This is a genomic window from Streptomyces sp. NPDC001732 (genome assembly GCF_053596315.1).
This window is the reverse complement of record NZ_JBSFFY010000008.1, coordinates 149,191-169,471: the sequence shown is the minus strand read 5'-3', so window position 1 is coordinate 169,471 and position 20,281 is coordinate 149,191. Positions and strand designations below refer to the sequence as shown.

The following is a 20,281-nucleotide window of genomic DNA, read 5'->3' as shown; positions in this document are numbered from 1 at the left end:
CGCCTCCTCCGGGCGCCGCCGTCTCCGGGTGCCCCGGTCCAATCCGGTCCGGGGCCGCCGGGCGCTCCGCCGACCGCGGGCCCGGACCGTACGGGGCGTCCGCACCCGAGCACGTCCGCACTGCCGACCGTCACACACCCCCCTCTCAAGCAGGAGATTCCCTGTGACCATCACCCCGCCCGCGCTGAGTGTCTTCGAGACCCTGGAGTCGGAGGTACGGAGCTACTGCCGCGGCTGGCCCGCCGTGTTCGACCGTGCCCAGGGCGCCCGGCTGACCGACGAGGACGGCCACGGCTACCTCGACTTCTTCGCCGGAGCGGGATCGCTCAACTACGGCCACAACAACCCGGTGCTGAAGCGCGCGCTGATCGACTACATCGAGCGCGACGGCATCACCCACGGCCTCGACATGGCCACCACCGCGAAACGCGCCTTCCTGGAATCCTTCCAGAACAACGTGCTGCGTCCGCGCGACCTCCCGTACAAGGTGATGTTCCCCGGGCCGACCGGCACCAACGCGGTCGAGGCCGCGCTGAAGCTGGCCCGCAAGGTGAAGGGGCGCGAGTCCATCGTGTCCTTCACGAACGCCTTCCACGGCATGTCGCTCGGCTCGCTCGCCGTCACCGGCAACGCCTTCAAACGGGCCGGGGCCGGCATCCCGCTGGTGCACGGCACCCCGATGCCGTTCGACAACTACCTCGACGGCCGGGTGCCCGACTTCCTCTGGTTCGAACGGCTCCTGGAGGACCAGGGCTCCGGGCTCAACAAGCCCGCCGCCGTGATCGTCGAGACGGTGCAGGGCGAGGGCGGCATCAACGTGGCGCGCCCCGAGTGGCTGCGGGCGCTGTCCGACCTGTGCCGCCGCCGCGACATGCTCCTGATCGTGGACGACATCCAGATGGGCTGCGGACGCACGGGCTCGTTCTTCTCGTTCGAGGAGGCCGGCATCGTCCCCGACATCGTCACCCTGTCGAAGTCCATCAGCGGCTACGGACTGCCCATGTCCCTCTGCCTGTTCAACCCGGAGCTGGACATCTGGGGGCCGGGCGAGCACAACGGCACCTTCCGCGGCAACAACCCGGCGTTCGTCACCGCCGCCGCCGCGCTGGACGCCTACTGGGCGGACGGCCAGATGGAGCGGCAGACCCTGGTCCGGGGCGAGCAGGTCGAGCAGGCGCTGCTCGCGGTCTGCGACGAGCACGCCGCCCTCGGCGCGCACTACCGGGGCCGCGGCCTGGTCTGGGGCCTGGAGTTCACGGACGGGGCGCGCGCCGCCGCGGTCTGCGCCCGCGCCTTCGAGCTGGGCCTGCTGGTGGAGACCTCCGGCCCGCGCAGCGAGGTCGTGAAGCTGCTGCCGCCGCTGACCGTCACCCCCGACGAACTGGACGAGGGCCTGCGCACGCTGGCCCGCGCGGTCCGCGACACCGTCTGACCACCGGCCCGCCACCGGCGCGGGCCCGACGAGTTACACCACAGCGAGAAACACCGCAGCGGGACACACCGCGGAGAGAAAGGCACCGACCCACCGTGATCGTCCGATCGTTCAGTGACATCGAGAACACCGACCGGCATGTGAGGGCCGCTTCCGGCACCTGGGAGAGCAAGCGCATCGTGCTCGCCCGGGAGAAGGTGGGCTTCTCGCTCCACGAGACCACGATGTACGCGGGCACCGAGACGTCGATGTGGTACGCGAACCACATCGAGGCCGTCCTGTGCGTCGAGGGCGAGGCCGAGCTCACCGACGACGAGACCGGACAGACGTACCTGATCACCCCGGGCACGATGTACCTGCTGGACGGCCACGAGCGCCACACCATGCGGCCGAAGACCGACTTCCGCTGCGTCTGCGTCTTCAACCCGCCGGTCACCGGGCGGGAGGAGCACGACGAGAACGGTGTCTACCCGCTGCTGACCGAGGAGAGCTGAACCATGACCCGCGACGCACGCGTCGATCTCTACCCCACACGCGGCACGGCCGAGATGACCACCCCCCGCCAGGACCCGGTGATCTGGTCCGCGCCCGGCACCCCCGGACCGGTGGCCGCGCAGGACCTCCAGGGCTTCGAGCGCGACGGCTTCCTCACCGTCGACCGGCTCATCACCCCCGACGAGGTCGCCGTGTACCGCGCCGAACTGGACCGGCTGATCGCCGATCCGGCGGTACGGGCCGACGAGCGCTCGATCATCGAGCCGAAGTCGCAGAAGGTGCGGTCGGTCTTCGAGGTGCACCGGATCAGCGAGGTCTTCGCCCGGCTGGTGAGCGACGAGCGGGTGGTGGGCCGGGCCCGTCAGATCCTCGGCTCGGACGTGTACGTCCACCAGTCCCGGATCAACGTCAAGCCGGGCTTCGGCGCCTCGGGGTTCTACTGGCACTCGGACTTCGAGACCTGGCACGCCGAGGACGGGCTGCCGCACATGCGGGCCGTGTCGGTGTCGATCGCGCTGACCGAGAACCACGACACCAACGGCGGGCTGATGATCATGCCCGGTTCGCACAAGTCGTTCCTCGGGTGCGCGGGCGAGACGCCCAGGGACAACTACAAGAAGTCCCTGAGGATGCAGGACGCGGGGACGCCGTCCGACGAGGCCCTGACGAAGATGGCCGACCGGCACGGCATCAAGCTCTTCACGGGCGGGGCGGGTTCGGCGACCTGGTTCGACTGCAACTGCATGCACGGCTCCGGCGACAACATCACCCCCTATCCGCGCAGCAATGTCTTCATCGTCTTCAACAGCGTGGAGAACACGGCCGAGGAGCCGTTCGCGGCACCGGCGCGACGCCCGGAGTTCATCGGGGCACGGGACTTCACCCCCGTGCGGTGAGACGACGCACCGGCGGGCGGGGGCGGGGCGGCCGGTGCCGTCCCGCCCCCGCTCAATTCGTTGGACCTGTACGGCCGTCGATGACGACAGTGGGGTCATGACTTCTCTCATCCGTCACATCACCGTCGACTGCGCCGACGCCTACGAGCTCGCCCGCTTCTGGTCCGGGGTGCTCGACGCCCCGCTCTCCGACGAGGACTTCCCCGGCGATCCCGAGGCACTCGTCGAGACTCCCGGTGCCGCGCTGCTGTTCATCACGGTGCCGGAGCCGAAGAGCGCCAAGAACCGTCTGCACCTGGACCTCCAGCCGCAGGACCGCACCCGGGACGAGGAGGTCGAGCGGCTGCTCGGCCTGGGCGCCACCCTGGTAGCCGACCACCGCAAGCCGAACGGGCGGGGCTGGGCGACGCTCGCCGACCCCGAGGGCAACGAGTTCTGCGTCGAGTGCGGCGCGGCCGAGCGGGCCGCACTGACCGGGACCCGGCTGCCGGTCACGGCGGACGACGTGACCGCCGCGGTCCGGCTCGCGATCGCCGCGCTCCGGGAGTCCCCGGTGGACGACTGGCTGGTGCCGGCCGGGGCGCTGGAGTGGAACTGCTGGGAGACCGCGGAGCACCTGAGCGACGACCTGTTCTCCTATGCCGCCCAACTCGGCGCGCTCCACTCGCCGTTGGACGGCTATCTCCCGTACCGCTGGGCCGCCGACCGGGAGGGCGGTCCGCGGAACGCGGTCTTCGCGGACCGGGCGGCCGGCCCGGCCGGGCTGCTCCGGACGATGGAGGCGAACGGCGCGCTGCTCGCGGCGATGGTGCGGACCGCGTCGCCCGAGGTCCGTTCGTACCACTCCTACGGGGTCTCCGACCCGGAGGGCTTCGCCGCCATGGGCGTGGTGGAGACCCTGGTGCACATGCACGACCTCGCCGCGGGTCTGGGCATGGCCTGGGCGCCGCCCGCCGGTCTCTGCGACCGGGTGCTGGCCCGGCTGTTCCCGGACGCGCCCGGGGACGCCGACCGGTGGGCCGTCCTGCTCTGGGCCACCGGCCGCGCCGAGCTGCCCGGCCGGCCGCGGGTCACGTCGTGGAAGTGGCACAGCGCACCGCTGGAGGGGGCCGGCCGGGAGTAGCCGGAGACCGGACGGGCGGGCCCGGCGACGAGCGACCGGCCCCCCGGGGGAAGGACCTGCGGGGCCCGGTCGGGGACGCCCCGCCCGGTCCCCCGGTCCGCGCAACCCCCGGTCCTCGCGATCCCCCTGGCCTCAGGACCGCGCGGTGTCCAGCGCCGGGTAGTCGACGTATCCCTTCGCGTCCCCGCCGAAGAAGGTCGACGGGTCCGGGGTGTTGAACGGGCCGCCGGCCCTCAGCCGGGCCGGGAGGTCCGGGTTGGCGATGAACAGCGCGCCGTAGGAGACCATGTCGGCGATCCCGTCGTCGATCGCCCTGTGGTCGTCCGGCCCGGTCGGCCCGTCCGTCAGCAGGTTGACGACGAATGTGCCGGAGAACTGCTTGCGCAGCGCGAGGGTCAGCTCGCGGATCTCCAGCGCCTCCAGGACGTGCAGATAGGCGATGCCGAGCGGTTCGATCTCCCGCACCAGCGCGGTGTACACGGCCTCCGGCTCGGGCTCGGCGATGTCGTTGTACGGGTTTCCGGGCGAGATGCGCAGTCCGGTGCGCTCCGCGCCGATCTCGGCGGCGACGGCCTTGACCACCTCGACGGCGAACTTGATGCGGCCCTCGTCGGAGCCGCCCCACTCGTCGTCGCGCAGGTTGGTGTTGGGGGCGAGGAACTGGTGGATGAGGTAGCCGTTGGCGCCGTGCAGCTCGACCCCGTCGAAGCCGGCGTCGATCGCGTTGCGGGCCGCGGTCGCGAAGTCGGCCACGGTCTGCCGGATCTCGTCGCCGGTCAGTTCGCGCGGCGTGGTGAAGTCCTGCAGCTCCTTCCCGGTGAAGAGCTGCCCGGCGGGCTTCACCGCTGAGGGGGCGACCGGGACGAGTCCGTCCGGCAGCAGGACCGGGTGGCCGATCCGGCCGGTGTGCATGAGCTGGGCGAAGATCCGGCCGCCCGCCGCATGCACCCGGTCGGTCACCCCGCGCCAGGACGCGACCTGCTCCGCGCTGTGCAGCCCGGGGGTGAAGGGGTAGCCCTGGCCCACCGCCGAGGGCTGGATGCCCTCCGTGATGATCAGGCCCGCGGAGGCGCGCTGGGTGTAGTACTCGGCGACGAGATCCGTGGCGACGCCGCCCTCACCGGCCCGGCTGCGGGTCATCGGGGCCATGGCGATGCGGTTGGCGAGCTGGGTGCCGGACAGGTCGATCGGGTCGAAAGCGGTGGTCATGGAAGCTCCCGAAGAAAATATGTGGTCGGCCAAGCATCTGTGGACGACGTCACTGTAGCCCATTACTTGGTCGACCAAGTTAAAGTTGGCGGAAAGTGGACGCCACCTGTTCCCGACCGGCCACGGACCCGCTGGGTAACCTGCCGGGAAAGCCCGCCGGGAGCCCGCCCGGCCCCGTCCGAGGAGCCCCGATGACGTCAGGTCCCGAGAAGCCCGGCCCCGCCTGTACCGAGCTGCCGAGCGCCGCCCGGGGCGGCCCCGTCAGCCATGCCTTCTCCCGGGTCGCCCGGCTGCACCGGATCGCCGCGGGCAAGATGCTCCGGGGGGCCGGGCTCTACCCCGGCCAGGAATTCCTGATGATGTACCTGTGGGACGCGGGCGCGGTGCGCCAGTCCGAGATGATCAAGGTCATGGGCCTGGACCCCTCCACCGTCACCAAGATGCTCCAGCGCCTGGAGCAGGCCGGGTACGTCAGCCGCTGCCCCGACCCGGACGACCGCCGGGCCGTGCGGGTCGACGCCACCGAGAACGGCTGCGCGCTGCACTCCGAGGTCGAACGGGCCTGGACGGACCTGGAGGAGCACACCCTGGCCGGCCTCGACCGGGGCGAGCGCGAGGAGCTGGCCCGGCTGCTCGCCAAGGTCGAGGAGAACCTCCGCCGGGAGACCGAGGGCTGCCCGGAGCTCCGCCACTCCCCCGGCTGCTGACCCCCGGCGGGCGCCCGCAGCCCGACCGCGCCCACCGCTCGACCGTGCCCGCAGCCCGGCAGCGCCCGCCGCCCGGCGCCGTACGACGTCCGCCGGGCGACGGCGGGGCGGATGCGGGGTCAGCCGGAGAGCACGTCCAGGGCCCGGTCCACATCGGCCTGCGTGTTGTACAGGTGGAAGGCCGCGCGCAGGCTCCCCGCCCGGTTCGAGACCACCACCCCGGCCCGCGCCAGCTCGGCCTCCCGCGCGCCGAGTCCGGGCACGGCCACGATCGCCGACTCCCCGGGCACCGCCTCGTGCCCCAGTTCCGCGAGCCCCGCCCGCATGCGGGCGGCGAGCCCGGTGGCGTGGGCGTGCACGGCCTCCACCCCGACCTCGCCCAGCAGCGCCAGTGACTGCTCGGCGCCGTGGTACGACAGGAAGGCGGGCGGCTCGTCGTAGCGGCGGGCGGACGGGGAGAGCCGCTCGACCGGCCCGTACGTGCTGTTCCCCGGGTCGTCGGCGGCGGCCCAGCCGGCGAAGACCGTCGGCAGGGCCTGCTGCGCGCCCCCGGTGACGGTGAGGAAGGACGCGCCCCGGGGGCAGAGCAGGAACTTGAAGCCGCCGGCGACGGTGAAGTCGTACTCCCCGGCGTCCAGCGGCAGCCAGCCGGCCGACTGCGTGATGTCGAGCAGTGTCCGGGCGCCATGGGCGGCGGCTGCCGCGCGCACCGCCTTCAGGTCGGCGATCCGGCCGTTGGAGGACTGCACGGCGGACAGGGCGACGAGCGCGGTGTCCGGCCGTACGGCGTCGGCCAGGTCGTCCAGCGGGACGTAACGGGTCCGGAGGTCGCCGCGGACCGCGAACGGGCTGACGACGGAGCTGAACTCCCCCTCGGGCGCCAGCACTTCGGCACCCGGCGGCAGCCCGGCCGCGATCAGTCCGACGTGCACGGAGACGGAGCTGCCGACGGCTACCCGGTCGGCGTCCACCCCGACGAGACGGGCGAAGCCGGACCGGGCGGCCTCCACCGCCGCGAAGTCGCCGGAACCGGCGCTGCGGCCCGCGGCGACGGCCTCGGCGAGCGACCGCACCGCCGCCACGGTGCGGCGGGGCAGCAGCCCGCAGGTGGACGTGTTGAGGTAGGTGGTCTCCGGCGCGAACTCGCCGTGCACGGCCCGGCTGAGCGAAAGCGAAGTGGTCTCCATGCGCCCAGCCTGGCGCCCCTCCAACTCATGGTCAATCACCAAGAATTGAGCAAAACCCCCAAGAGATCCTTATGAGTGCGGGCGGCGGGTCCGGTCGGGCGCGCCGCCCGTACGCCGGGCACGGGCTCAGGCGTTCGTGCCGCCCGCCGCGGGGACCTCGCAGGCTCCGTCCGGGCCGCACGCCCCGGCGTCCTCGCCGGTCACGGTCACCGGCCGGTCCTTCCACGCCTGTTCCAGCGCCTGGGTGAAGACCTCGGCGGGCTGGCCGCCGGAGATGCCGTACCGCCGGTCGAACACGAAGAACGGCACCGCGTTGGCGCCCAGTTCGGCCGCCTCCCGCTCGTCGGCCCGCACCTCGGCCGCGTACGCCTGCGGGTCGGCGAGCACGGCCCGCGCCTCGTCGGCGTCGAGCCCGGCCTCGACGGCCAGCTCCACCAGTACGTCGCCGTCGTAGACGGACCGCTCCTCGGCGAAGTTGGCCCGGTAGGCGAGGTCCAGCAGCTCGTCCTGACGTCCCCGGGCCCCGGCCAGGTGGAGCAGCCGGTGGATGTCGAAGGTGTTGCCGTGGTCGCGGCCCTCGGTGAGGTAGCCGAGCCCCTCGGCCCGCGCGTTGGCCGCGACGTTCTCCTCCATGGCCCGCGCCTCCTCACGGGTGCGCCCGTACTTCCGCGCGAGCATGTCGACCACCTGGACGGTCCCGTCCCCGGCGTACGCGGGGTCGAGCTCGAAGGAGCGGTGCACGACCTCGACCTCGTCGCGGTGGGCGAACTCCGCCAGGCCCTTCTCGAAGCGGGCCTTCCCGATGTAGCACCAGGGGCAGGCGATGTCGCTCCAGATCTCGACGCGCATGTCCTTCTTCTCTCCGTGTTCTCGTGGTTCTCGTACGTACGGCTCAAACAGCGCGGAGCCACCCTCCGCCCCCGGGCACAACGCGGGAGCGGAGCCCCTCATTCCCCGTCGTCGGGCCCGGCGGTCGGTCCGGCGGCGCCCCGGCGGCGAACATCGCACGACAGGGCTCCCGCCTCCTCCGTCGCGGGTACGGTGACCCGAGGGGGGCAGGAACCGGGTGCCCGCCCGTCGCGTGCGAGGACGCACGACGGGATTCCGCTGGACGCCAAGAGGGGCTGCCGTGACAGGGGCGCGTATCGGGGAGTACGTGATCGAGCGCGAGTTGGGCACCGGAGGGATGGGAACGGTCTACCTGGGGCGCTCGCGTTCCGGCCGGGCCGTCGCCATCAAGGTGGTCAGGGCCGAGTACGCGGCCGATCCCCGGTTCCGGGAGCGGTTCCGCAAGGAGGTCGAGGCCGCCCGGAAGGTGGGCGGCTTCCACACGGCGGCGCTGGTGGACGCCGATCCCGACGCGCGGCAGCCGTGGATGGCCAGTGCCTATGTCGAGGGACCGACCCTGGCCGACGAGATCGCCCGGCGCGGCCGGCTGACCGAGGCCGAGTTGTGGCGGCTCGCCGCCGAACTGGCCGAGGCGCTGGAGGCGATCCACTCCTGCGGGCTGGTGCACCGCGACCTCAAACCGGCCAACGTCGTCATGGCCGAGGACGGCGCCCGCGTCCTGGACTTCGGGATCGCCCAGGTCCTGGAGGGAACCCGGCTGACCGGCGAGGGCGGGGTGGTGGGAACGGCGGGGTACCACTCCCCGGAACAGGCCCTGGGGCGATCGGTCACCGGGGCCTGCGACGTCTTCGCCCTCGGTGCCGTACTGGTCTCGGCGGCGGGCGGCAGCGCGTTCGGCTCGGGCTCGGCGTACGGGCTGATGTACCGGGTGGTGCACGGCAAAGCGGATGTGTCCGCGGTGCCCGGATCGCTGCGGCCCGTCGTGCTCGCCTGCCTCCGCAAGGAACCCGGAAGCAGGCCCACGCCCCGTCGGTTGCTGGAGCTGTACGCGGAGCGGGCGGGGGGTGCCGGTCGCCCCGGCACCGCGGTCACCGTCCCGGCACCGGCGGCCGGCGAACCCGCGACCAGGCCCCTGACCGTTCCCGCCACCGAGCCCGTGCGGGCCCGCGCGGCGTCCGCGCCGTCGCCCGCCACCTATCTGCGTCCGCGCCGGACCTGGATCGCGCAGGTCGCGCGGAACCTGCTCGGGGTGGCCGCGCTCGTGACGCTCGCCTCCCGGGGCCCGGCCCTCCAACTGCCCTCCGCCGTCGTCGTGGGGGCCGTGGTCGCCTCGTTCCTCCTGAGCATGCGTCTCCTCGGCCTGCTCACCAGTGCCAAGGACGGCCTCGTCCTCGGCGAACCCGGCATCGGGGTCGGACCGGCCGACGATCTGGTGGTGCTCCGGTGGGACGCCGTCAGGTCCATGGACCTGACGGTCGGCGTCAGGCGGACCTCACTGGCGGTGCGGCTCGACGCGCGACAGCCCCTGCCGCAGGGCTTCCAGCATCCGACGTGGGTCCGCAACCGACGGGGCGGGGTCACCCTGATCCAGGTACGGGGGCTCCGCCCCGTCGGTGACTCGCTCCTGCTGCCCGATGCCGTCCGCGTCTTCGCCGACCGGCACGGCGTGCCGCTGACGGTGGACCGGGCCGACGGGGCGCCGGACGACCGGTGAACGCGGCCCCGCCCGCCGGGCGGACCACGCCACTTTCGAAACACGCCCCGGGGGCGGGACCGGGGACCACGCCCTCCCGGTGCCCGACGGGCCGGGCCGCGGGAGCCTGCTCGAAGTGTCCCGGTCGTCGTCGACGAGCACCCTGAGGAGGCGCCGGTCCGGTGTGGCGGGGCCGGTCGCGTCCGGCTCCCGGGCCACCCCGGCGCGCACGTCGGCGCCCGGATCCGACTGCGGGAACCGGGCGCCGTCGGGACGGTTCAGCTCCCGTCGCGCAGGTCCCCCAGCCCCTTCGCGCGGAACGCGATCCGGTCGAAGGACGCCTCGCAGCCCTCGCCGGTCGGGGACTGGACCAGGAAGCCGACCGACGCCCCGGCCGCCCGTTCCGGCTCGCCGAGGGCGAAGACGCGGACGAAGGTCCACCGTTCGCCGTCGGCCGAGGCGTGGAAGGCGAACGCGTCGCCGGTGCGGCTGAGGCGCAGCCAGCAGGTGTCGCCGTCCACGACGAAGGAATTGACGTCGTCGGAGTGGCCGCGGGTGACGACCGTGCAGACGGTGGGGCGGTCCGGGGAGAGTTCCAGGCAGATCTTGGCCCATTCCCGGTCGCCGACGTGGAGGTAGAGCACTCCGGCGTCGAAGGCCGCGGCGAAACCGACCGTGACCCGGGCGAGCAGCTGGAAGTCGCCGCGCGGCACGGGGCCGAGCAGCCGGGGCGCGTCGCTCGGGGAGTCGAGGGCCGCGCCGCCCGGTGGTACGAAACGGTCCTGGCGGGCACCCGCGCGGCCGGTCAGGGTGCCGTTGTCGTACGTCCAGCCGCCGTCGGGGCCGAACGGGCTCAGCTCGAAGGGGAGTTCGGGGATGTGTGTGGTCATGCGGGGCGGCCGTCCACGCGGCGGGGCAGGCCCAGGGGGTTGTCCTCGCGGAGTTCGGGCGGGAGCAGCGCCTCGGGGGTGGTCTGGTAGGTGATCGGGCGCAGCCAGCGTTCGACGGCGGTGGCGCCGACCGAGGTGGAGGTGGAGGTGGTGGCCGGGTAGGGGCCGCCGTGGTGCTGGGCGGGGGCGACGGCGACCCCGGTCGGCCAGCCGTTGACGAGGACCCGGCCGGCCAGCGGAGTGAGGGCGGCGAGGAGGCCGGGGGCGTCGGCGTCGGTCTCCTCGGTGGCGGTCTGGAGGGTGGCGGTGAGGTTGCCGGGAAGCCGGGAGAGGACGGCGGTGATCTCGTCGGCACCGGTGTAGCGGGCGACGACGGTGACGGGGCCGAAGCACTCCTCCAGGAGTTCGTCGTGCGGGCCCTCGGCGGTGAGCAGGGCGGCAGGCACGGTCAGGAAGCCGGCCGAGACGGTGTGGTCGCCGCCCGCGCCGGGGGTCACGGGGGCCGCCACGCCGGGGAGCCCGGCCCGGGTGCGTACTCCCTCGACGAAGGCGTCGCGCATCCGGTGGTCGAGCAGGACTCCCGCCTCGGTGTCGCTGACCGCGTCGGTGAGGGACTTCAGCAGCCGGTCGCCGCTCTCGCCGGCCGGGGCCAGGACGAAGCCGGGCTTGGTGCAGAACTGGCCCGAGCCCAGGGTCATCGAGCCCGCGAGCCCGGCCCCGATCTGCTCGCCGCGCTCGGCGGCGGCGGCCTCGGTCACCACGACGGGGTTGAGGGAGCCCAGCTCGCCGTGGAAGGGGATCGGGACGGGGCGGGCCGCCGCCGCGTCGAACAGGGCGCGTCCGCCGCGTACGGAGCCGGTGAAGCCCGCGGCGGCGACGAGCGGGTGCCCGATCAGCTCGACGCCCGCCTCGAAGCCGTGCACCAGGGTCAGCACGTCCTCGGGCAGGCCGACGCGGGCCGCCGCCCGGCGCAGCACGGAGGCGCACAGCTCGGAGGTGGCGGGGTGGTCGGGATGGGCCTTGACGACGACCGGGCAGCCGGCCGCGAGCGCGCTCGCGGTGTCGCCGCCGGGCACGGAGAAGGCGAGCGGGAAGTTGCTGGCCGCGTACACGGCGACGACGCCGAGCGGGATCTTGTAGCGGCGCAGGTCGGGCCAGGGCGGGGTGCGGGTGTCGTCCGCGTGGTCGATGTGGACGTCCAGGAAGGCGCCCTCGTCGACGACTTCCGCGAAGGCCCGCAACTGGGCGGCGGTGCGGGCGAGTTCGCCGGTGAGCCGGGCCGGGCCGAGCGCGGTCTCCGCGTCGGCGGCCTCGACGACGTGTTCCCCGGCCTCGGTGAGCAGTTCGGCCGCCGTGCGCAGGAACGCGGCGCGCACGGTGCGGTCGGCGAGCGAATCGCGTACCGCGTGGGCGGCCCGGACGGCGCGATCGACCTCCTCCGCCGTGGCCTCCACCGCAACCTGCTCACGCGGGTTCCCGGTGCGGGGGTCGACGCTCCAGACTGGTGCTGCTGCCACCGTGGTTTTCCTTTCCGCTCCACTGCCGCACATCAGAATTTGTTCGGTATTCTGAACAAAGTTCCTGATCATGAATATGAAGCGACTCTATTTCCGGGCGTTCGGTGTTGGCAAGAAGCCGCCGGGTCCGACCGGGCACGGAGGTCCGGGGGTCGTGGGGTTGGCAAGTGGGCTGGAAGGAGCACAGGGCGATGTCGGCTGCCGAGTCTGGTGGGGCACAGGTCAAGTCCGCCGTGCGTACGGTGGAACTGCTCGAATACTTCGCGGGGCGGCCCGGCATGCACTCGCTCGCCGCGGTGCAGGAGGCCGTCGGCTACCCCAAGTCCAGTCTGTACATGCTGCTGCGCACGCTGGTGGAGCTGGGCTGGGTGGAGACCGACGCGACGGGCACCCGGTACGGGATCGGGGTGCGGGCCCTGCTGGTGGGCACCTCGTACATCGACGGGGACGAGGTCGTCGCGGCGGCCCGCCCCACCCTGGACCGGCTCTCCGACGACACGACGGAGACCATCCACCTGGCCCGCCTCGACGGGACGAACGTGGTGTACCTCGCCACCCGGCAGTCCCAGCACTATCTGCGCCCCTTCACCCGCGTCGGCCGTCGGCTGCCCGCCCACTCCACCTCCCTCGGCAAGGCGCTCCTGGCCACCCACAGCGACGAGCAGGTCCGCAAGATGCTGCCCGAGACGCTGCCCGCGCTGACCGAACACACCATCACCGACCGCGAGAAGCTCATCGAGGAGCTGCACCTCGTCCGCGAGCAGGGATACGCGGTGGACCGCGAGGAGAACACCCTCGGACTGCGCTGCTTCGGCATCGCCATCCCCTACCGCACCCCCGCCCGCGACGCGATCAGCTGCTCCGTGCCGGTCGCCCGGCTCACACCGGCGCACGAACAGATGGTCAAGGACGCGCTGTTCGACGCCCGCGACCGGCTGGCGCTCGCCACCCGGAGGCTCTGACCCGTGAGCGTCTTCCTGCGCGAGGTGCAGGACGGCGACCTGCCGCTGTTCTTCGCGTTCATGTCCGATCCGGAGGCGGCCAGGACGGCCGCCTTCACCAGTGAGGATCCCACCGACCGGCAGGCGTTCGACGCACACTGGCGGCGCATCCTGGCCGACGCCTCCGTCGTGATGCGCACGGTGGTCGCGGACGGCGTGGTGGTCGGCAGCACCGGGGTGTACGGGCCGCCGGGCGACCGTCAGGTCACCTACTGGATCGACCGGGCGCACTGGGGCCGGGGGCTGGCGACGGCCGCGCTGTCGGCCCTGCTCGACGCCGTGCCCGAACGCCCGCTGCACGCACGGGCCGCGGCCGACAACACCGGCTCGCGCCGGGTGCTGGAGAAGTGCGGCTTCGCCGTCACCGGAACGGACCGCGGATACGCGCACGCCCGCGGCGGGATGACCGACGAGCTGTTGTTCACCCTGCCGGGATGAGCGGACGACGGCCCGTCTCCGCCGCGCGGCGGAGACGGATCGTCACCGGGCACGACGCGCCCGCCCGGCCCGCGCGGAAGTGTGGGTGTCATGACACAGCTCCCGCCCGCTCCGGCCGCCGCCACGGGACGGCCCGGCACCCGCGCCGTGCTCCGTACGCTCGCGATCGTCGCCACCCTGCCGTACATCACGCTCAAGGCCGCCTGGATCGCGGGCAGCCGGATCGGCGTCCCGGACGGCAGCCCGTTGCTCGAACACCGCACCACGATGATCGTCGCCAACGGCGTCACGATCCTGATGGACAGCACCGTCGTGGTCATCGCCCTGCTGCTCACCCGGCCCTGGGGCCGGCGGGTACCCGCCTGGCTGCTCGTGCTGCCCGTGTGGGTGGCGTCCGGGCTGCTGCTGCCGATCATGACCGGGTACCCGGCGCAGCTGGTGGTGGGCCTGTTCGGGGGGAGCGGCATCGGCAACAGGGGCGGCGACCCCTTCCTGGACGAGTGGGTCTTCGGCGTCGTCTACGGCGGCTTCATCGTCCAGGGCCTCGCCCTCGGCACCCTGTTCACGCTGTACGCCCAAGGCCGCTGGAGCCACCTGTGGCGGGGCGCCCTGCGGGATCTGCCGGAGAGCCCCACCGCGCCCGCCCTGAAGACCACCGCGGTCCTCGCCTCGCTGCTCGCGGCCGGCTCGGCCGTCATGCATCTGGTGTGGGTCACCGGCTCGACCGCGGGGCTCAACGCGGGCCGGATCGCGGACCGGGACAGCACCTTCTACGTCATGGAGGCGTTCAACGTCCTCTTCGCCGTCGCCGCCGCCGCGGGTGTGCTGCTGCTCGCCTTCCGCCGCTCCGCGCTCCCCCTCGTCGTTCCGCTCGCCCTGGCCTGGTGCGGTTCCGGGGCCTCGGGCTGCTGGGGCGGCTGGCTGAGCGTCGCCTCGCTGACGGGGACCCAGGAGATCTCCGAGCAGCCCACGCCCACGATGGTGGTGGTCTACGGTGTCCAGATGCTGCTCGGAGCGCTGGTGGTCACCCTCGGCGGGTACTTCTTCTCGGAACGCGCGGCGGCCCCGGACCCCCGCGGCCCCGTGCCGTCCGCCCTGCCCTCCAACTCCCGTACGTGACCCTGCTGTTCGGGCGGCGGGCCCGGCTGCGCTGGCTGCACCTGATCCTCGGCGGTGCGCTGCTGATGCCGTACTTCCTGGCGGCACTGGTGCTCGTCGCCCCCTTCGGTGCGGACGCCAACCTCTTCTCGTCCCTCCCCCACCAGCTCATCGCGTTCGCCTGCGCCCTGCCCGTGGCCGCGGTCACCGCGCTCTTCGCACCGGCCCGGCCGCTCTCGGTGGCCGCGGCCCGCGCGCTGTGCGGCATCCCCGCCGACCGGCAGCTGGCCGACGGGCCCGCCAGGACCCGGCAGGCCCGGGTGCGCACCGCGGCCTGGTACACGACGCACCTCGCGCTCGGCGGCATCATCAGCTGCACGACGCTGGCGCTGCCCCCGCTCGCGCTGACCCTCATGGCGCTGCCGTTCTCGAAGACGGTGCGCGACTTCCGGATCTTCGGGCCGTCCGGGGCCCCGGGCGGGCCCTGGGCCCTCGTCCTGCCGCCCTTGGCCGGGGTCGCGATCCTGGTGGCGCTGGCCGTCGGCGCGGCGCTGGCCGGTGCGCTGCTCGCCGGCCGGGCCCCGGTGCTGCTGGGCCCGACCCCGGAGGACCGGCTGGCCGCCGCCGAGCGCCGGGCGGCCGATCTGGCGGCGCGCAACCGGCTCGCCCGGGAACTGCACGACTCGGTGGGCCACGCGCTGAGCGCCGTCACACTCCAGGCGGGCGCGGCCCGCAAGGTCCTGGACAGCGACCCGGAGTTCGTCCGCGAGGCGCTGGCCGCGATCGAGGAGACCACCCGGCGCACGGTCGGCGAACTCGACTCCGTGCTCGGCCTGTTGCGCAGCGGCGAGGAGCAGGGGACGGCCGGGGCGACCGGCCCGGCGCTCGGCGCGCTGGACGGGCTGCTGGAGCGCTGCGGGGTGCCCGTCTCCCTCACCGTGCGGGGCGAACCGGGCACGGTTCCGGCCGTCGTGTCGCGGGAGGCGTACCGGATCGTGCAGGAGGGGCTGAGCAACGCGCTGCGGCACGGCGGGCCCAGGGCGGCGGTGGAGCTGCGGATCACGGTGTGCGCGGCGGACGTGGAGATCGTCATGGACAGTCCGCTGCCGGAGCGGCCCGCGGCGGTGCGGCCCGGGGGCGGGCGCGGACTGCGAGGTGTCGCCGAGCGGGCGGTGCTGCTCGGCGGCCGTGCGGAGGCCGGGCCGCACGAGGGCGGGTGGCGGCTGACCGCGCGCCTGCCCCTGCGTACGGACGGACGGGAGGAACGATGAGCACGACGGTCCGGGTGGTCCTGGCCGACGACGAGCGGATGGTGCGCACGGCGCTGCGCGTCATCCTGGACGCCGAACCCGATCTGGAGGTGGTCGGCGAGGCGGCGACCGGCGCGCAGGCCGTGTCCGTGGTGCGCGAGCTGCGGCCCGACGTGGTGCTGATGGACGTACGGATGCCGGAGGTCGACGGCATCCGGGCCACCGAGCAGATCCTCGGCTCGCTGGACGCGCCCCCGAGGATCGTCGTCGTCACCACCTTCGAGAACGACTCCTACGTGTACGACGCGCTCGTCGCCGGAGCGGCGGGTTTCCTGCTCAAGCGCGCGGCGGCCGAGGACCTCGTGCAGGCGGTGCGGCTGGTCGCCCGCAGCGACACATTGCTGTTCCCGGCGGCGGTCCGGGCCCTGGCGGCCGGGCACCGGAAGCGGCAGGGGTCCGCCCCGCCGTGGGCGGCCCGGCTCACCGAGCGGGAGGCGGAGGTGCTGCGGCTGATGACGGCCGGGCTGACCAACGCGGAGATCGCCGGGCGGCTGGCCGTGGGGGCCTCGACGGCCAAGACGCACGTGGCGGCAGTGCTCGCGAAGACCGGTGCCCGGGACCGCACCCAGGCCGTGATCGCGGCGTACGAGTCGGGGTTCGTCTCCCCGGGAACTTCGGGTGATCATGAGGAATCGGTGAGAATCGGCACAACCGGGAACGCCCCGTGACGCCCTGCTCGTCCCCCGAGCGGGATGAACAGAACGATCAGGCGCACGTCGGTCTTCTGCCTGCTGCTGGTTCTCGCCCTTCTGGTGCGGGCGACCTGGGTGCAGGCGTACCGGGCACAGGCGCTCGCGGACAACGAACACAACCGGCGGAACACCATCGCGCAGTACGCGCAGCCGCTCGGTGACATCATCGTGGCCGGGAACCCGGTCACCGGATCGAAGAGGACGGTGGGCAGCGATCTCGCGTACAAACGCACCTACAGCCGGGGCGAGCTCTACGCGGCCGTCACCGGCTACAGCTCTCAGGCGTACGGCGCCACCCAGCTCGAAGGCATCTACAGCCATGTGCTGGACGGCACCGACGACCGGCTGAAGAACCCGCTGGACGCGGTGACGGGCAAGCAGGCGGCCCCGGGCAACGTCCTGACGACGATCGACCCGGCCGTGCAGAAGGCGGCGTACGGGGCGCTCGGCGCCGACAAGGGCGCCGCCGTCGCGATCGAGCCGAGTACCGGGCGGATCCTGGGCATGGTCTCCACCCCCTCGTACGACCCGTCGACGATCAGCGGGACGACGGACGGCGACGCCTGGCAGAAGCTGCTCGACGACGAGGACAAGCCGATGGTCAACCGGGCGCTCCGGCAGCCGCTGGCACCGGGTTCCACGTTCAAGCTGGTGGTGGCCGCCGCGGCGCTGGAGGACGGGCTGTACGGCTCGGTCGACGAGCGCACGGCCAGCCCCGACCCGTACACCCTGCCCGGCACCAGCACCGTCCTGCGCAACGAGAGCGCCACCGCGCCCTGCGAGAACGCCACGCTGCGCACCGCGCTCCAGTACTCCTGCAACAACGTCTTCGCGAAGGCCGCCGTCGACCTCGGCCAGGACAAGGTCCGGGCGATGGCGGAGAAGTTCGGCTTCAACACCGGGAAGCTCGACGTGCCGGTGCGGGCGAGCGAGAGCGTCTACCCGTCCGGCATGGACCGCCCGCAGACGGCGCTGACGGGCATCGGCCAGTTCGAGGTGACCGCGACGCCGTTGCAGATGGCCATGGTGTCGGCCGCCCTCGCCAACGGCGGCGAACTCGCCGCCCCGCACATGGTGTCCCGGGTGACGGACTCCGAGGGCACCACGCTGCGGGAGTACGCGGACGGGGACACCGAGCGGGTCGTCTCGCGGGGCACCGCCGAGCAGTTGCGCAGCGCCATGGTGACCGTCGTCGAGCAGGGCACCGGTACCAACGCCCGGATCGCCGGGGCCGAGGTGGGCGGCAAGACGGGTACCGCGCAGAACGGTGTGGACAACAGCAGGACCCCGTACGCCTGGTTCACCTCGTACGCGAAGGACGCCTCGACCGGCAAGGAGGTCGCGGTGGCGGTGGTCGTCGAGGACTCGGGCGCGGCCCGCTCGGAGGTCAGCGGCAACGGCCTGGCGGCGCCGGTCGCCCAGAAGATGATGAGGGCGGCGCTGGCGGACTGAGGCTCCGGCCCGCGCCCCGCGGTCACGGGCCGGTGGGGAGGGCCGACGGACTCCCCCACCGGCCCGGTTCCTCATCGGCCGAGGCGTGACAGCGCCCCGGCGACGGCTGCCAGGTCCGGGTCCGAGGCCAGCCCGGCGTGGTACAGGCGCAGTTGGTTGGCGCCGAGCGAGCGGGCGTGCGCGGCGTCCCGCTCCAGTGTGGCGGGGCTGCCGCCCATGCCCGTGACCACGCAGAAGTTGGCCGCGAGCACTCCCGCGCGCCCGGCGAACGGGCCCAGCACGGCCTCGCGCGCCGCGTCGCCCCCGGTGCAGGGCAGCACCACGCCGTCCGCGACCGACAGGACGTGCCCGGGGTCGACGCCCACGTTCGCACCGGTGCGGTACGGCGCGGGGTCGGCGTGCAGCAGCACCTGGAAGCCCGGTTCCGCCGCCGCCCGCACGGCGGCCACCGCGGACTCCTGGAGCGTGCGGGCGACCGTGCCGCGCCACTGGAGGGTGGCGTCGGCGAGGCCGGCGCCGAGGAGTTCGCGTACGGCCTCCCAGCCGGCCTCCGTGGACCCGGAACCGGCCCAGCACGGCTCCAGCGCCCGGCGTACGGCCGCGGCCAGGGCATCGGCGTCCAGGCCCTGTCCGGCGTACCCGGTGCGGCAGGCGGAGCAGAAGCAGAGCGACATCAGGTACTGCGCCGCGTCGCCGAGCCCGACGCCCGTGGTCTTGTCGTGGGCGTGCAGATGCGCGAAGCCGTACCAGCCGCAGGACTCCAGCTCGGTGCCGCCCGCACCGTCGCGCACCGCGGCCTCGGCGGCCAGGTCGGTCAGGTACGCGCGGACCTCGGGCCGCGCGATGCACGGCGCCCAGGGGTAGCGGTCGCCGTACGCGTTGACGACGGAGGTCTCGGGGTGCTCGGCGCCCAGGCGGGAGTTGTGCGCGAGGACCACCCAGGTGTGCACCTGGAGGCCGGTGGCGGCGAGGGTCCGGGCCGCCTGTGCGTACGGGTCGTCCGCGGCCACCCACGACTGCGCGTAGGGGCGCAGCGCGCGCCCCGCCCAGCGCGCCCCGTCCGGCGGGTAGAGCACCGCCGCGTGTTCGGCGGTGACGATGCGACGGGCGGGGTGGCGCGGGGTCAGCGCCCGGGTGGAGTGGTAGGCGGCGGCGAGCGTCACCTGACGGACGCCCAGGTCCGCGATGCGGACGGCCGCGTCCGGGTCGCCCACGACGTCCCAGGGATAGAGGAAGACGGAGGTCTTCACCCGCGCCGCTCCTGTCCGTGCTTCTCCAGGACGGCGCGGCCGCGCGCGATGATCCCGGCGAGCTCCTCGACGTGGTCGGCGGGCGGTTCGGTGAGCGGGGTGCGGACCGGGCCGACGGCCAGGCCGCCGAGCCGGACCCCGGCCTTGACGAGCGAGACGGCGTAGCCGCGGCCCTTGGCGCGCAGTTCGACGAGCGGCCGGTAGAAGTGGTCGAGGAGTTCGCCCGTCAGGGCGTCGTCGCCGGCTTCCAGGGCCCGGTAGAAGGCGAGCGCGATGTCGGGGGCGAAGGCGAAGACGGCCGAGGAGTAGAGCGTGACGCCGATGCCGCGGTAGGCGGGGCCGGTGAGTTCGGCGGTGGGCAGCCCGTTGAAGTACAGGAAGTCCCGGTCCGGCGCCTCGGTGCGGACGGCGCTGACGATGCGCTGCATCAGGTCGAGGTCGCCGTAGCCGTCCTTGAGGCCGATGACGCCGGGGGTCCGGGCCAGTGCGACGACGGTCCCGGGGGTGAAGACGGCGTTGTCGCGCTGGTAGACGATCGTCTCCAGGCCGGTGGCCGCGGCGAGCGCGGTGTAGTGGGCCAGCAGCCCCTCCTGGTCGGCGACGACGAGGTAGGGGGGCATGGCGAGGAGCCCGTCCGCACCGGCCTCCTCGGCGATCCGGGCGTACTCGACGGCGAGCGCGGTGCCGTACCCGGCTCCCGCGACGACGGGCACCTGCCCGGCGGTCTCCTCGACGGCCGCGGCGACGACGGCGCGGAACTCCTGCGGCGTCAGCGCGTGGAACTCGCCGGTGCCGCAGCAGGCGAAGACCGCCGCCGCACCGGCGTCGACGCCGGTGCGCACATGGGCGCGGAAGGCGTCGAGGTCGACGGCGCCGTCCGGGCCGTACGCGGTGACGGGGAAGAAGAGCGGCCCGGTCGCGCGGTGGAGTCGGGCGGCAAGAGGGGCTGAGGTCACTGGCACTCCCTGAGCAGATCCAGGCGTACACAATTCTGATCGCCGTCCACATTCGTGAACATCTGCACGCTAAGCCAGCCGGCCGG

At 73.5% G+C, this 20,281-nt stretch carries 19 protein-coding genes; 12 read left to right on the top strand and 7 right to left on the bottom strand.

Features of this window, described 5'->3' with window-relative positions; all coding sequences use genetic code 11:
- Positions 1-163 precede the first annotated feature (163 nt).
- From ectB to ACWCXX_RS11785, 4 genes are all read left to right on the top strand, one after another.
- The gene (ectB, locus tag ACWCXX_RS11800; protein WP_451126169.1) at positions 164-1,432 is read left to right on the top strand and encodes a diaminobutyrate--2-oxoglutarate transaminase; all 1,269 of its coding nucleotides are present in this window, start codon (positions 164-166) and stop codon (positions 1,430-1,432) included.
- A 95-nt stretch (positions 1,433-1,527) separates the two neighbouring features.
- Positions 1,528-1,926 carry an ectoine synthase gene (locus ACWCXX_RS11795; RefSeq protein WP_451126168.1) on the top strand — a complete coding sequence of 133 codons (399 nt, stop codon included), beginning with the start codon at positions 1,528-1,530 and terminating at the stop codon, positions 1,924-1,926.
- Between the two features lie 3 nt (positions 1,927-1,929).
- Positions 1,930-2,823 (top strand): ectoine hydroxylase, encoded by an 894-nt coding sequence (thpD, locus tag ACWCXX_RS11790; protein WP_451126167.1) that lies wholly within the window; start codon positions 1,930-1,932, stop codon positions 2,821-2,823.
- Positions 2,824-2,920: 97 nt separating this feature from the next.
- Entirely contained in the window at positions 2,921-3,946 is a 1,026-nt protein-coding gene (locus ACWCXX_RS11785; RefSeq protein WP_451126166.1) for a VOC family protein, read from the top strand.
- Positions 3,947-4,078: 132 nt separating this feature from the next.
- On the opposite strand, the gene ACWCXX_RS11780 is transcribed toward ACWCXX_RS11785, so the two are convergent.
- A complete protein-coding gene (locus ACWCXX_RS11780) occupies positions 4,079-5,155 on the bottom strand; it encodes an alkene reductase (protein ID WP_451126165.1) in 1,077 nt (358 codons plus the stop codon).
- A gap of 191 nt (positions 5,156-5,346) precedes the next feature.
- On the opposite strand from ACWCXX_RS11780, the gene ACWCXX_RS11775 reads away from it, so the two are divergent.
- Positions 5,347-5,862, top strand: a complete 516-nt coding sequence (locus tag ACWCXX_RS11775) for a MarR family winged helix-turn-helix transcriptional regulator (RefSeq protein WP_451126164.1) — start codon at positions 5,347-5,349, stop codon at positions 5,860-5,862.
- Between the two features lie 119 nt (positions 5,863-5,981).
- Here ACWCXX_RS11775 and ACWCXX_RS11770 read toward each other — a convergent pair whose 3' ends face one another.
- Positions 5,982-7,049, bottom strand: a complete 1,068-nt coding sequence (locus ACWCXX_RS11770) for an aminotransferase class V-fold PLP-dependent enzyme (protein WP_451126163.1) — start codon at positions 7,047-7,049, stop codon at positions 5,982-5,984.
- A gap of 126 nt (positions 7,050-7,175) precedes the next feature.
- The gene (locus ACWCXX_RS11765) at positions 7,176-7,898 is read right to left on the bottom strand and encodes a DsbA family oxidoreductase (protein WP_451126162.1); all 723 of its coding nucleotides are present in this window, start codon (positions 7,896-7,898) and stop codon (positions 7,176-7,178) included.
- Positions 7,899-8,178: 280 nt separating this feature from the next.
- Between ACWCXX_RS11765 and ACWCXX_RS11760 the strand changes: the two genes are divergently transcribed.
- Positions 8,179-9,612: a serine/threonine-protein kinase gene (locus ACWCXX_RS11760; RefSeq protein ID WP_451126161.1), complete on the top strand. Its 1,434-nt coding sequence runs from the start codon at positions 8,179-8,181 to the stop codon at positions 9,610-9,612.
- A 257-nt stretch (positions 9,613-9,869) separates the two neighbouring features.
- Here the strand turns inward: ACWCXX_RS11760 and ACWCXX_RS11755 are convergent, their stop codons facing one another.
- Together ACWCXX_RS11755 and ACWCXX_RS11750 are read right to left on the bottom strand one after the other, a co-directional pair.
- Positions 9,870-10,481, bottom strand: coding sequence for a DUF1349 domain-containing protein (locus ACWCXX_RS11755; protein WP_451126160.1), 612 nt, complete (start codon positions 10,479-10,481; stop codon positions 9,870-9,872).
- Positions 10,478-11,998 (bottom strand): aldehyde dehydrogenase (NADP(+)), encoded by a 1,521-nt coding sequence (locus ACWCXX_RS11750; protein ID WP_451126159.1) that lies wholly within the window; start codon positions 11,996-11,998, stop codon positions 10,478-10,480. Before ACWCXX_RS11750 ends, ACWCXX_RS11755 begins: the two co-directional genes overlap by 4 nt.
- Before the next feature lie 191 nt (positions 11,999-12,189).
- On the opposite strand from ACWCXX_RS11750, the gene ACWCXX_RS11745 reads away from it, so the two are divergent.
- From ACWCXX_RS11745 to ACWCXX_RS11720, 6 genes are all read left to right on the top strand, one after another.
- Positions 12,190-12,960, top strand: coding sequence for an IclR family transcriptional regulator (locus ACWCXX_RS11745; RefSeq protein ID WP_451126158.1), 771 nt, complete (start codon positions 12,190-12,192; stop codon positions 12,958-12,960).
- Positions 12,961-12,963: 3 nt separating this feature from the next.
- Entirely contained in the window at positions 12,964-13,437 is a 474-nt protein-coding gene (locus ACWCXX_RS11740; RefSeq protein ID WP_451126157.1) for a GNAT family N-acetyltransferase, read from the top strand.
- Positions 13,438-13,527: 90 nt separating this feature from the next.
- A complete protein-coding gene (locus ACWCXX_RS11735; protein WP_451126156.1) occupies positions 13,528-14,556 on the top strand; it encodes a hypothetical protein in 1,029 nt (342 codons plus the stop codon).
- Positions 14,553-15,806 carry a sensor histidine kinase gene (locus ACWCXX_RS11730; RefSeq protein ID WP_451126155.1) on the top strand — a complete coding sequence of 418 codons (1,254 nt, stop codon included), beginning with the start codon at positions 14,553-14,555 and terminating at the stop codon, positions 15,804-15,806. The genes ACWCXX_RS11735 and ACWCXX_RS11730 overlap by 4 nt, the downstream gene beginning before the upstream one ends.
- Entirely contained in the window at positions 15,803-16,513 is a 711-nt protein-coding gene (locus ACWCXX_RS11725) for a response regulator (protein WP_451126154.1), read from the top strand. The genes ACWCXX_RS11730 and ACWCXX_RS11725 overlap by 4 nt, the downstream gene beginning before the upstream one ends.
- A gap of 24 nt (positions 16,514-16,537) precedes the next feature.
- On the top strand, positions 16,538-17,989 hold the full coding sequence (locus ACWCXX_RS11720) for a penicillin-binding transpeptidase domain-containing protein (protein WP_451126153.1): 1,452 nt from the start codon (positions 16,538-16,540) through the stop codon (positions 17,987-17,989).
- Between the two features lie 71 nt (positions 17,990-18,060).
- On the opposite strand, the gene ACWCXX_RS11715 is transcribed toward ACWCXX_RS11720, so the two are convergent.
- A complete protein-coding gene (locus ACWCXX_RS11715; protein WP_451126152.1) occupies positions 18,061-19,239 on the bottom strand; it encodes a hypothetical protein in 1,179 nt (392 codons plus the stop codon).
- On the bottom strand, positions 19,236-20,195 hold the full coding sequence (locus ACWCXX_RS11710) for a 5-dehydro-4-deoxyglucarate dehydratase (RefSeq protein ID WP_451126151.1): 960 nt from the start codon (positions 20,193-20,195) through the stop codon (positions 19,236-19,238). The genes ACWCXX_RS11715 and ACWCXX_RS11710 overlap by 4 nt, the downstream gene beginning before the upstream one ends.
- Positions 20,196-20,281 lie beyond the last annotated feature (86 nt).